A 12,065-nucleotide genomic window follows, 5' to 3' on the forward strand; every position below is an offset into this window, starting at 1 on the left:
TGATGAGCCGACCAGCCCCGCCTGTACTGACCGTGCGGTATGACGGAGCCGAGCGCACCTTCGCGGCAGGCAACGACGTAGTGATCGGGCGTGACCTGCGCGCGGACGTCCGCGTCGCCCACCCGCTGATCTCCCGGACACACCTGGTGGTGCGATTCGACCAGGGCCGATGGGTCGCCGTCGACAACGGCAGCCTCAACGGGCTCTACGTCAACAACCGGCGGGTCCCGGCCGTGGACATCCTGGACGGCCTGCGGGTCAACATCGGAAACCCGGACGGCCCCGCGCTGACGTTCGAGGTCGGCCGGCATCAGGGTTCGGCCGGGCGGCCGCCGTTGACGACGTCGATTCCGATCGTCAATCCGCCCAGCGGACCGAGCGGCGCGGCGCCGCCGCCGCTGTCGACCGGCCCCTCGTCCTGGCCGGGCCAGCCGCAGACACCGTCGGGCCCATTGCGTACGCAGCCGGCGCATCCGCCCACCGGGCCGCAGCCCGTGCACCCCTCGGGCCCGCTGCCGAGCCAGCCCTCCGGCCCGCAGCCGCGCTACCCAACCGGTCCGCAACCGGCGGCTCCGCCCAGCGGGCCCCAACCGGCGCCGCAGATCTACCGGGCACAGCCGGCCAAGGTGCCCCCGGCCGCGGCGGCCGGACCCGAGACCGCGCGCGTCGGCGCCGACGCGTCGAACCTCGCGACGTCGATGATGAAGATCCTGCGGCCGGGCAAAGCGGTCGAGTCGATGCCGGGCGCGATCAAGATCGGCCGGGCCAACGACAACGACATCGTCATCCCCGAGGTGCTGGCATCGCGGCACCACGCCACCCTCATCCCGACGCCGCGCGGCACCGAAATCCACGACAACCGCAGCATCAACGGCACTTTCGTCAACGGGTCCCGGGTCGACGTGGCGGTGCTGCGCGACGGCGACGTCGTCACGATCGGCAACATCGACCTCGTCTTCGCGGGCGGCACGCTGGCACGCCGCGACGAGACCGCGACGGCGACGCGCACCGGCGGCCTCGACGTGCGCGGGGTCAGCTGGACGATCGACAACAACAAGACGCTGTTGGACGACATCTCGCTGGGCGCGCTTCCCGGGACGCTGACGGCGGTCATCGGCCCGTCGGGCGCCGGCAAGTCGACGTTCGCCAGGCTGGTGGCCGGATACACCAGCCCGACCACCGGCACGGTCGCCTTCGAGGGCCACAACGTGCACGCCGAGTACGCCTCGCTGCGCAGCAGGATCGGCATGGTGCCGCAGGACGACGTCGTGCACGGCCAGCTGACCGTGCAGCAGGCACTGATGTATGCCGCCGAGCTGCGGCTGCCGCCGGACACCACCAAGGAGGACCGCGCCCAGGTGGTTGCCCGGGTGCTCGAGGAACTCGAGATGAGCCAGCACCTGCACACGCGGGTGGACAAGCTGTCGGGCGGCCAGCGCAAGCGCGCGTCGGTGGCCCTGGAGTTGCTGACCGGGCCGTCGCTGCTGATCCTGGACGAGCCCACGTCAGGTCTGGACCCGGCCCTGGACCGGCAGGTCATGACCATGCTGCGGCAGCTGGCCGACGCCGGTCGCGTGGTCCTCGTCGTCACCCACTCGCTGACCTACCTCGACGTCTGCGACCAGGTGTTGCTGCTCGCCCCCGGCGGAAAGACGGCGTTCTGCGGTCCGCCCAGCCAAATCGGCTCGGCCATGGGCACCACCAACTGGGCCGACATCTTCAGCACGGTCGCCGGCGACCCGGACGCGGCCAAGGCGCGCTACCTGGCGCAGACGGGCCCACCCCCGCCGCCACCACCGGCGGAGAAGCCGGCCGAGCTGGGCGACCCCCCGCAGACCAGCCTGATGCGGCAGTTCTCCACGATCGCGCGGCGACAGATCCGGTTGATCGTCTCCGACCGCGGCTACTTCGCGTTCCTGGCGCTGCTGCCGTTCATCATGGGTTCGCTGTCGATGTCGGTGCCCGGCACGGTCGGCTTCGGCATCCCCAACCCCATGGGTGACGCGCCGACGGAGCCCGGGCAGATCCTGGTGCTGCTCAACGTCGGTGCGGTGTTCATGGGGACGGCGCTGACCATCCGGGATCTCATCGGTGAGCGCCCGATCTTCCTGCGCGAGCAGGCGGTCGGCCTGTCCACCTCCGCGTATCTGTTGGCGAAGGTCTGCGTCTACACCGTGTTCGCGATCGTCCAGTCGGCGATCGTCACCGCCATCACGCTGCTCGGCAAGGGCGGACCGACTCAGGGCGCCGCGGCGCTGGGCAAGCCGGGGCTGGAGCTGTTCGTCGACGTGGCCGCGACCACCGTCGCCTCGGCGATGCTGGGGTTGGCGCTGTCGGCCATCGCCAAGTCCAACGACCAGATCATGCCGCTGCTCGTGGTGGCGGTCATGTCGCAGCTGGTGTTCTCCGGCGGCATGATTCCCGTCACCGCACGCATCGGGCTCGACCAGATGTCTTGGGCCACACCGGCGCGATGGGGTTTCGCGGCGTCCGCCTCCACGATCGACCTGACCCACCTGGAGCCCGGACCCCAGGTGCCGAAGGATGCGCACTGGCATCACAACGCCGGCACCTGGTGGTTCGACATGGCCATGCTGGTGGTGATCAGCGTCTTCTATCTCAGCTTCGTGCGCTGGAAGATCCGCCTCAAGGGAGGCTAGGGAGGCTAGGGAGGTTAGGCGCCCTTGCGGACCAATTGGTCGGCGGCGGCGTGCATCCGGTTCGACAGCTGGAGGAGATCATGCTCGCCCACCCCGTGGGGCATGGTGTACGCCAGCTGCCGTAACTCAACGGCGTAGTTGCGCAACTCCTGGCGGAGACGCGTCTCGATGGTGGCCATGAGTTCTCCAGGTCTAGATCAGGCGATGTCCAAATTTTCGCAGCCTCGTCCCGAATCCGCGACGGCACCGATGTGTTTTAACGGGAGTTTGACAGCGTTTTTACAGTTGGGGCACAACGCCCGCCGGCGCAGCGGCGCCGAGCGTAACGTCAGTGCGCATCAGCGGGCGGAATTTCACAGCGGCGTTACGCTGGCGCGGCCGGGACGGAAAGGGTAGGCCGGAATGGATTTCGAACTCGACGCCGGACAACGCGCCTGGCTGACCGAGGTTCGCGAATTCCTCCGGGACAACGTCACCGCGGAGTTGCGGGCCGAACTGGCCCGGCACGATCTGGAGCTTCCCGACGGCGAGGTGGCGCGGTTTCGCCGCAAGATCGGGGAGAGGGGCTGGTTCGGGCTGAACTGGCCGCGCGAGTACGGCGGCCTCGGGCTCGGCGCCGTGCATCAGCACCTGCTGATGAGCGAGTTCGAATACTGGGGCGTGCCCGGGCCGGACCTGACGGTGACATCGGTGGCGCCGATGATCATGCGGCACGGCACCGAGCAGAACAAGACCGACTGGCTGCCGCTGATCGCCAGGGGCGAAATGATCTGCGCCGTCGGCTATTCCGAGCCCGAGGCCGGAACCGACCTGGCGAACCTGCGGACCCGCGCCGCGCGCGACGGCCGGGAATGGGTGATCAACGGCACCAAGATCTGGAACAGCGGGGCGCAGCGCGCCACCCACGAGTGGCTGTGCGTCCGCACCGATCCCGACAGCGCTCGCCACCGCGGGATCTCGGTGATCATCGTCCCGATCGACAGTCCCGGCGTGGAGATCCGCCCGCTGTACGCGTGGTCGGGTTACCGCACCAACGAGGTGCACTTCCGCGACGTCCGGGTGCCGCTCGCCAACCTGGTGGGCGAGGTCAACCGCGGCTGGACCTACATCACCGGTGCGCTGGACCTGGAGCGAGGCGCGCTGACCAACGCCGGCGACCTGCGGCGCGCCGTGGACGAACTGGCCGAGCTCGCGCGACAGCCGAGGCGCGACGGCACCGTGCCGTGGGACGAAGCGGCCCTGCGCCGCCGCCTGGCGCAGGCCGAGGCCGACGTCGAGGTCGCCACGCTGATGGGTTACGAGGCGGCGTCGCTGCTCGACGGCGGCGTAATACCGACCGTGGAGGTCAGCGTCGAGAAGGTGTTCACCAGCGAATTGCGCCAGCGCATCGCCGAATTGGCGCTCGACGTGCTCGGGCCCGACGGACTGTTGGCGCATCGCAGCGAAAACGCGCCCCTGGCGGGCAAATTCGAGCGGCTGTATCGGGCCGCGCCGTTGATGCGCTTCGGGGGAGGGGCCAACGAGGTGCTGCGCGACATCATCGCCCAGCGCGGCCACGGAATGCCCTCGTATGGACGTTAGGCCCACGGTAGAGCGGCGCGAGTTCGCCTCGGCGTTGCGCGCGCTGCTGTCGGCGGAGAACCCGGTGGCCCTGGCGCGCGGTGGCGACCGCAGCACCCCGGCGCTGTGGAAGGCGCTGGCCGACGCCGGCGTGTTCGGCCTCGCCATCGCCGAACAATACGGCGGCTCCGGCGGCTCGCTCGACGACCTCGCCGTCTTCTACACCGAGTCCGGTCGCGCGCTGTGCCCGACCACGGTGCAGAGCACCCTCGCGGCCGCCCTGGCGATCGACCGGCTGGGCTCGCCGGACGCCAAGTCCGCGTGGCTGCCCACGCTGGCGGTCGGCAACGTTCGCGGTACCACGGCGCTGTGGAGCGCGCGCGACGCGGCCGTCGTTTCCGGTGTGCTGCAAGCCGATTCCGTGTCGACCGGGTGGCGCCTGAACGGAGCCGCGGACTACGTCGCCGACGCGGACGTCGCCGACCTGATCGTGGTGTCGGCCGGCGCGGCCGAGCGCACGCTGGTCTTCGTCGTCGACGCTCGCGCGGCCGGGGTGACCATGCAACCGCTGGCGATGGCGGGCGGGCACCGGGCGTTCACCGTGCGCTTCGACGACGTCGTCGCCGAGGCCGGTGGGCTGCTGGGCGACGTCGCCGATTCCGACCTGCGCCGGGTTGCCAATGCGGCGGTGGCGCTGGGGTCGCTCGACTTGGTCGGCGTCGGGGAGGCCGTGTTGGACCGCACGGTCGAATACACCAAGCTGCGCCACCAGTTCGGCCGGCCGATCGCATCCTTTCAGGCGGCCCAGCACCTCGTCGCCAACATGCACATCGCGTTGTCCGCGGCGCGGTTGGCCGCGCACTCGGCGGTCTCCCGGATCGCCCGCGGCCACACGGCGACCAGGGAGACGGCCATCGCGCGCGTGCACGCGGCGACCGCGGCCAGGCTGATAACCCTGGACGCGCATCAACTGCACGGCGGGATCGGCTACGTGACCGAGACGGACCTGCACCTGTGGAGCGAACGGGCAAGGCTAGGCTCCACACTCGGCGGCGGCGCCGACGTCGCCGCGTCCTGGTTGGAGGAAACCATGAGGGAGCCCCGGTGAGCGAGGACAGCCTGATCGACGCGGAATCGGCGTCGCGGGTGGGCACCGTCGCGGCGTCGGCGACCGGCGAGGTGAACCGGCGCGACTGGCAACGGTGGGCGGCCGCCGTCGGTGACCACAACCCGCTCTACTTCGACCCGGATTACGCCCGGGCCAACGGCTTTCGCGACATCGTTTGCCCACCGCTGTTCCTGCAGTACGCGGTGCTCGGCGTCACCCGCCTCGACGCGCTGCGGCCCGACGGGTCCTCCGGCGCGGTTTCGGGCGGCCTCGCGTTTCCCCGCGCCCCCAAGCGGATGGCCGGCGGGGAGAGCTTCACCTTTCACCTGCCGGCCTATCACCGCGACGAGATCGAGATGGTCCGCACCATCGAGTCGATCGTCGAAAAGCACGGCCGATCCGGGAGATTCGTCCTGGTCACCTGGCACACGGTGTACCGCAACCAGCACCGCGACCTGGTTGCCGAAGCGTCGACCTCGATGATCGCCCGGCCCTAGGAGCGCGATGACCGGTCAGCAAGTGTTTTACGACGACGTCGGCGTGGGCGAGCAGATTCCCGCGCTCACGGTGACCGTCGACGAAACGCAGTTGTTCTTCTTCAGCGCCGCCACTTACAACGGCCACCGCATCCACTACGACAAGGACTGGGCCCGCACGGTCGAAGGCTACGACGACGTGTTGGTGCACGGCCCGCTGCAGGCGGCGCTGCTGGCCCGGGCGATCGGCGACTGGATCGGCGGGCGCGGCCGGCTGGTGTCCTTCGCGGTGCAGAACCGCGCGGTCGCCCACCCCGGCCAGCGGCTCAGCTTCGGCGGGACGGTGACGGGCAAGCGCCTCACCGAAAGCGGCGCCGGGCTGGTCGATCTCGACATCAGCGGCCGCCGCGGGGACGCCGTGCTGATGCCGGGAACGGCGACGGTCGAGCTGCCCCGGCGGGGGGCGGCGCCGTGACGGGGCTGCGCGGCGAGGCGGCCATCGTCGGCATCGCCGAGCTGCCCGCCGAACGCCGCCCGAGCGGGCCGCCGAGGTTCACCCTCGACCAGTACGCGCGGTTGGCGAAGATGGTCGTCGAGGACGCCGGGGTCGATCCCGGCCGCATCAACGGCCTGCTCACCCACGGTGTGGCCGAATCGGCGATGTTCGCACCGGCCACTTTGTGCGAATACCTGGGCCTGGCCTTGGATTTCGGTGAGCGCGTCGACCTGGGCGGGGCGACGTCCGCGGGCATGGTGTGGCGCGCGGCGGCCGCGGTGGAACTCGGTGTGTGCGACGCGGTGCTGGCGGTGGTGCCCGGCTCGGCGTCGGTGCCGCGGTCGCGGAAGGGCCCGCCGCCGGCCCCGAATTGGTATGGGGCGTCGTCGAACACGTACGGGTCGCCGCAGGCCGAGTTCGAGATCCCGTACGGCAACGTGGGCCAGAACGCGCCCTATGCGCAGATCGCGCAGCGGTACGCGGCGCAGTTCGGTTACGACGCGGCCGCGGTCGCCAAGATCGCGGTCGACCAGCGCGCCAACGCGTGCGCGCATCCGGGTGCGGTTTTCCACGGGACGCCGATCACCGTCGACGACGTCCTCGCGAGCCCGATGATTGCAGACCCGATCCACATGCTCGAGACGGTGATGCGCGTGCATGGGGGAGTCGGCGTGTTGATCGCCAATGCGGACATCGCGCGGCGCGGCCGCCATCGTCCGGTGTGGATAACCGGCTTCGGCGAACACATCGCCTTCAAGACGCCGACCTATGCCGACGACCTGCTGTGCACGCCGATCGCGCGCGCCGCCGACAGGGCGTTCGCGATGTCCGGGCTCAGCCGAGCCGATGTGGATATCGCCTCGATCTACGACTGCTACACGATCACCGTGCTGATGACCCTGGAGGACGCCGGGTTCTGCGCGAAGGGAAAGGGCATGTCCTGGATCACCGAGCACGACTTGACCTTCCGCGGCGACTTTCCGCTCAACACCGCGGGCGGTCAACTCTCCTTCGGTCAGGCCGGGATGGCCGGCGGCATGCACCACGTCGTCGACGGCGCCCGCCAGATCATGGGGCGGGCGGGCGCGGCGCAGGTGCCCGACTGCCACACCGCGTTCGTCACCGGCAACGGTGGGATCATGAGCGAGCAGGTCGCGTTGCTGATGCGGGGAGACTAGCCATGACCGAGACTCCGGCCGAAGCGCTCCCGGTTCCCGAGCCCACCCCGGTGTCGCGGCCCTTCTGGGATGCCCTGGCGCAGCACCGGATCCTGGTGCAGTACTCGCCGTCGCTGGGCCGTTACGTCTTCTATCCGCGCACCCTTGCGCCGGGAACGCTCGCCGACGATCTGGAGTGGCGTGAGATCGACGGTGCCGGGGTGCTGTACACCTTCACCGTCGCTCGCCGGCCCACCGGCCCGCCCTGGGCCGACGCTGTGCCGCAGCTCCTCGCGGTGGTGCAGTGGGAAGCCGGACCACGGATCAGCACCGAATTGGTCGACGTCGATCCGGGCGACATCCGGATCGGAATGCCCGTCAGCCCGGTGTTTTTCGACATGCCCGACGCCGGGGTCACCCTACTGAAATACCGGCCCGCATGACCGGCGCGCTGCACATGGACGACGGCGTGCGCCCGATGTTGGACCAGCTGAACGCCGGATTCCCGCGCGTCGAGGAAATGACCGGCCCGCAGGCCCGCGCCGCGGTGGCCGAACGGCGGGTTCCCGTCGACAATCTCGACGACGTTCGCGAAGCCGTCGACCGCTCGATCCCGGGCCCCGCCGGCCCGATCCCGGTGCGGATCTACCACCCGCACGGCGAGCCGTCACACGATCGCCCAGGGATCGTGTTCACCCACGGCGGCGGATTTGTCTTCTGCGACATCGAATCCCACGACGGGTTCTGCCGCGCCCTGGCCCGAGGTTGCGAAGCCGTGGTGGTGTCGGTGGACTACCGCCTCGCGCCGGAACACCCCGCGCCCGCGGCGGCCCTCGACGCGTTCGCGGCCTTCTGCTGGGTGGCCGAACACGCGGCCGAGCTGGAGGTCGACCCGGGGCGGATCGCGGTCGCCGGCGACAGCGCCGGCGGGAACCTCGCCGCGGTCACCGCGATCCTGTGCCGCGAGCATGGAGTCGCCCGGCCCGCCGCGCAGGTCCTGCTGTATCCGGCGCTGGATTACTCGTTCGAGACGGACAGCTACCGCCGCTACGGCACCGGCTACTTCAACACCCGCGCCGCGATGCAATGGTACTGGCACCAATACCTATGCGGTGCGGGTGATTTCGACCCGCCCCACCTCGTTGCCCCGGCCCGCGCGGAATCCCATGCGGGCCTGCCGCCCGCCGTGATCGTGACGGCCGGCCTGGACCCCCTGCACAGCGAGGGCTGCGATTACGCCCGACGGTTGCGCGACGCGGGCGTGCCCGTCGTGCACCGGGACTTTCCCGGATTGTTCCACGGCTTCGTGACGATCCAGGGCTTCGCACCCGGGGCCTCGGCGCGCGACCTGGTGTGCGGTGACCTGCGCCGGCTCCTCGCGCCGAATCACCGTGGGAGCCAGCCGAAATGACCGAGGTGACGGATGTCATCGTCGTCGGCGCCGGATTCGCCGGGCTCTACGCCGTGCACCGGCTCGCGTCGGCGGGCCTGTCGGTCACCGCCCTCGAGGCGGCCCCCGACGTGGGCGGCACCTGGTATTGGAACCGCTATCCCGGCGCGCGCTGCGACGTCGAAAGCGTCGACTACTCCTACTCGTTCGACGAGGAGCTGCAGCAGAGCTGGACCTGGAGCGAACGATTCGCCGCGCAACCGGAGATCCTGGCCTACCTGCGCCACGTCGCCGACCGCTTCGACCTGCGCCGCCACTACCGATTCGGCGCCGACGTCGTCGGCGCCGCGTTCGACCCGAACCAAGGCCGCTGGCTGGTGCGCACCGCTGCCGGTCAGGACTACGCCGCGCCGTTTCTCGTGTGCGCGACGGGATGCCTGTCGGCGGTCAACCGCCCCGACATCCCCGGCATCGACGATTTCGCCGGGGACACGTACTTCACCGCCGCATGGCCGCGCGACGATCCCGACTTGCGCGGCAAACACATCGGCCTGATCGGCACGGGTTCGTCCGGGATCCAGGTGGCCCCGATCATCGCCGGGCAAGCCGAGAAGCTCGTCGTATTCCAGCGATCGGCGAACTACAGCATCCCGATGCCCAACCGCCCGTGGTCCAAGGAGGAGCAGCAGCGGATCCGCGCGGAATATCCCGAGCGCCGGCGGGTCTCGGCCTACGCGCCGGCGGGCACCCCGCACGGCACCTACCACAAGAAGGCCGTCGATACCGATCCGGCGGAACGCGCGGCGGCGCTATGGCAACGGTGGCGCCAGGGCGGCGTCCTGTTCGGCAAGACCTTCCCCGACCAGAACGTCGACCCGGCCGCCAACGACATCGCGCGGACGTTCGCCGAGGACCGGATCCGGGAGATCGTCACCGACCCCGTCGTCGCGACCGACCTCATCCCGGTAGATCATCCGATCGGCACCAAACGCATCTGCACCGACAGCGGTTACTACGCGGCCTTCAACCGGGACAACGTCCGGCTGGTGAACCTGCGCCGCGAGCCCATCGAAGCGATCACCGCCGACGGAATACGAACGAGCGACGCTTTCTATCGCTGCGACGTGCTGATCTTCGCGACCGGGTTCGACGCGATGACCGGGGCGCTGACCCGCATCGACCCGGTCGGGCCCGGGGGAGAGCGGCTGCGCGACATCTGGGCCGACGGCCCGCTGACGTTCCTCGGCCTGATGGTGCCGGGCCTGCCGAACCTGTTCACCATCAGCGGACCCGGCAGCCCGTCGGTACTGTCGAACATGGTGCTGCACGCGGAAGTTCAGGTCGACTGGGCCGTCAACCTGGTGCTGACCGCCCGGCGCCGCGGGCTGAGCGAGGTCGAGCCGCGCCGCGACGCCGCGCGCGCCTGGACCGACCACGTCGCCCAGGCCGCCGAGCAGACCCTGTTCCCCAAGGCGGCGTCTTCGTGGTATCTGGGTGCCAACATCGAAGGCAAGAAACGCGTATTCATGCCCTACACAGGGGGATTCGGCAACTACCGGCGCCAGTGCGACGAGGTGGCCCGCAACGACTACGCCGGGCTGGTGCTGACCACCAGATGATCGAGACAGTCCAGCAGCTGCTACGGCAGCGCAGGCACGACGACACCCGGGCGCTCGTCCACGGTGACCGGACCTGGACGTGGCGAGAGCACCTGGCCGAGGCGGAGGCCGAGGCGGCCGCGCTGATCGCCGTCGCCGACCCGGCGCGCCCGCTGCACGTCGGGGCGCTGCTGGGCAACTCACCGGAGATGCTTCGGGCGATGGCCGCCGCGGCGCTCGGCGGCTACGTGCTGTGCGGCATCAACACCACCCGGCGCGGGGCGGGCCTGCTCGCCGACGTCCGGCGATCCGACTGCCAGATCCTTCTCGTCGATCCCGAGCACCGACGGCTGCTCGACGGCCTGGACCTCGGCGGCCTCGAGGTGCTCGACGTGACCGGGCGGCGCTACGCCGACGCGGTCGCCGCGGCGCCACCGCTGGTGGCCCACCGCGAGGTCGGCGCCGCGGACACCCTGATGATGATCTTCACCTCCGGCACCAGCGGCGATCCGAAGGCGGTCCGGTTCGCGCACGGGATGGCGATCATGTGCGGCGCCAGCCTGATCTTTCAGTACGACGTCACCGCGGACGACGTCTGCTACCTGTCGATGCCGCTGTTTCACTCCAACGGGGTCGCCGCCGGATGGGCGGTCGCCATCGGCAGCGGCGCCACCATGGCCCCGGCCCGGTTCTCGCCGACACGGTTCCTCGACGACGTCCGCCGCTACGGCGTCACGTACTGGAACTACGTCGGCAAGCCGCTGGCGCTGATCCTCGGCACCCCGGAGCGCCCCGACGACGCCGATACGACGCTGCGGATGGCGTTCGGCAACGAGGCGACCGATCGCGACATCGCCGAATTCGCAAGGCGTTTCGGCTGCCGCGTGGTCGACAGCTTCGGCTCGAGCGAGTTCGCGGTGATCGTCGTCCGGGAGGACGGCACCCCGCCCGGCTCGATCGGCAAGCCCTACCCCGGGGTGAGCATCTACAACCCGACCACGGTGACGGAGTGCGCGGTCGCGCAGTTCGACGAACACGGCGCACTGACCAACTTCGACGAGGCCGTCGGCGAACTCGTGAACACCCAGGGCGCCGGGCCGTTCGCGGGCTACTACAACGATCCCGCCGCCACGGCGCAGCGCATGCGGCACGGCATGTACTGGTCGGGCGACCTGGCCTACCGCGACGCCGACGGCTGGATCTACCTTGCCGGTCGCACCGCCGACTGGATGCGGGTGGACGGCGAAAACCTGGCGGCGGCGCCGATCGAACGGATCCTGGAGCGGCTGCCGCAGGTCGGGCAGGTCGCCGTCTACGCCGTGCCCGACGAGCACGTCGGCGACCAGGTGATGGCCGCGCTCGTGATTCGCCGCGGGATGGATTTGCGGCCAGCCGATCTCGAGCAGTTCCTGGCCGCGCAACCGGACCTGTCGCCGAAGGCGTGGCCGCGCTACGTGCGCATCAACGACGACCTCCCGGCCACTTCGACCAACAAGATCCTCAAACGTGAGCTGATCGCCGCCGGAATCAGCGCGCAGGGCGGGGTGCTGTGGGCGCGCCCGGCGCGCGGGACGACGTACTTCGTGGTGGTCGAGGACGCGCTGCACGATTAGGGGAGCC

At 70.2% G+C, this 12,065-nt stretch carries 11 protein-coding genes; 10 read left to right on the top strand and 1 reads right to left on the bottom strand.

The window, feature by feature from the left end; all coding sequences use genetic code 11:
• Window positions 1-2 precede the first annotated feature (2 nt).
• Complete coding sequence (locus AC5Y6X_RS10620) at window positions 3-2,660, top strand: FHA domain-containing protein (protein ID WP_499986377.1); 2,658 nt, start codon at window positions 3-5, stop codon at window positions 2,658-2,660.
• 14 nt (window positions 2,661-2,674) lie between these two features.
• Here AC5Y6X_RS10620 and AC5Y6X_RS10625 read toward each other — a convergent pair whose 3' ends face one another.
• Window positions 2,675-2,839, bottom strand: a complete 165-nt coding sequence (locus tag AC5Y6X_RS10625) for a hypothetical protein (RefSeq protein ID WP_499986378.1) — start codon at window positions 2,837-2,839, stop codon at window positions 2,675-2,677.
• A gap of 223 nt (window positions 2,840-3,062) precedes the next feature.
• Here AC5Y6X_RS10625 and AC5Y6X_RS10630 point away from each other — a divergent pair, with 223 nt between their 5' ends.
• From AC5Y6X_RS10630 to fadD1, 9 genes are read left to right on the top strand one after another with little or no spacing between them, the layout of a single operon-like run.
• Window positions 3,063-4,241, top strand: a complete 1,179-nt coding sequence (locus tag AC5Y6X_RS10630) for an acyl-CoA dehydrogenase family protein (protein WP_499986379.1) — start codon at window positions 3,063-3,065, stop codon at window positions 4,239-4,241.
• On the top strand, window positions 4,231-5,328 hold the full coding sequence (locus AC5Y6X_RS10635) for an acyl-CoA dehydrogenase family protein (protein WP_499986380.1): 1,098 nt from the start codon (window positions 4,231-4,233) through the stop codon (window positions 5,326-5,328). The genes AC5Y6X_RS10630 and AC5Y6X_RS10635 overlap by 11 nt, the downstream gene beginning before the upstream one ends.
• Entirely contained in the window at window positions 5,325-5,825 is a 501-nt protein-coding gene (locus tag AC5Y6X_RS10640; RefSeq protein ID WP_499986381.1) for a MaoC family dehydratase, read from the top strand. The genes AC5Y6X_RS10635 and AC5Y6X_RS10640 overlap by 4 nt, the downstream gene beginning before the upstream one ends.
• 7 nt (window positions 5,826-5,832) lie before the next feature.
• Window positions 5,833-6,279 carry a hotdog family protein gene (locus AC5Y6X_RS10645; RefSeq protein WP_499986382.1) on the top strand — a complete coding sequence of 149 codons (447 nt, stop codon included), beginning with the start codon at window positions 5,833-5,835 and terminating at the stop codon, window positions 6,277-6,279.
• Window positions 6,276-7,478, top strand: coding sequence for a thiolase family protein (locus AC5Y6X_RS10650; RefSeq protein WP_499986383.1), 1,203 nt, complete (start codon window positions 6,276-6,278; stop codon window positions 7,476-7,478). The genes AC5Y6X_RS10645 and AC5Y6X_RS10650 overlap by 4 nt, the downstream gene beginning before the upstream one ends.
• Window positions 7,479-7,480: 2 nt before the next feature.
• Window positions 7,481-7,900 carry a Zn-ribbon domain-containing OB-fold protein gene (locus AC5Y6X_RS10655; protein WP_499986384.1) on the top strand — a complete coding sequence of 140 codons (420 nt, stop codon included), beginning with the start codon at window positions 7,481-7,483 and terminating at the stop codon, window positions 7,898-7,900.
• An 8-nt stretch (window positions 7,901-7,908) separates the two neighbouring features.
• Window positions 7,909-8,868, top strand: a complete 960-nt coding sequence (locus AC5Y6X_RS10660; RefSeq protein WP_499986503.1) for an alpha/beta hydrolase — start codon at window positions 7,909-7,911, stop codon at window positions 8,866-8,868.
• Window positions 8,865-10,466: a flavin-containing monooxygenase gene (locus AC5Y6X_RS10665; RefSeq protein WP_499986385.1), complete on the top strand. Its 1,602-nt coding sequence runs from the start codon at window positions 8,865-8,867 to the stop codon at window positions 10,464-10,466. Before AC5Y6X_RS10660 ends, AC5Y6X_RS10665 begins: the two co-directional genes overlap by 4 nt.
• Window positions 10,463-12,058 (top strand): fatty-acid--CoA ligase FadD1, encoded by a 1,596-nt coding sequence (gene fadD1, locus AC5Y6X_RS10670; protein WP_499986386.1) that lies wholly within the window; start codon window positions 10,463-10,465, stop codon window positions 12,056-12,058. Before AC5Y6X_RS10665 ends, fadD1 begins: the two co-directional genes overlap by 4 nt.
• Window positions 12,059-12,065 lie beyond the last annotated feature (7 nt).

The sequence above is a fragment of the Mycobacterium sp. NGS26 genome (assembly GCF_059813025.1).

Coding starts and splice junctions, on each gene's coding strand:
- AC5Y6X_RS10620 (WP_499986377.1), top strand. CDS start 3: ATGAGCCGACCAGCCCCGCCTGTACTGACCGTGCGGTATGACGGAGCC.
- AC5Y6X_RS10625 (WP_499986378.1), bottom strand. CDS start 2,839: ATGGCCACCATCGAGACGCGTCTCCGCCAGGAGTTGCGCAACTACGCC.
- AC5Y6X_RS10630 (WP_499986379.1), top strand. CDS start 3,063: ATGGATTTCGAACTCGACGCCGGACAACGCGCCTGGCTGACCGAGGTT.
- AC5Y6X_RS10635 (WP_499986380.1), top strand. CDS start 4,231: ATGGACGTTAGGCCCACGGTAGAGCGGCGCGAGTTCGCCTCGGCGTTG.
- AC5Y6X_RS10645 (WP_499986382.1), top strand. CDS start 5,833: ATGACCGGTCAGCAAGTGTTTTACGACGACGTCGGCGTGGGCGAGCAG.
- AC5Y6X_RS10655 (WP_499986384.1), top strand. CDS start 7,481: ATGACCGAGACTCCGGCCGAAGCGCTCCCGGTTCCCGAGCCCACCCCG.
- AC5Y6X_RS10665 (WP_499986385.1), top strand. CDS start 8,865: ATGACCGAGGTGACGGATGTCATCGTCGTCGGCGCCGGATTCGCCGGG.
- fadD1 (WP_499986386.1), top strand. CDS start 10,463: ATGATCGAGACAGTCCAGCAGCTGCTACGGCAGCGCAGGCACGACGAC.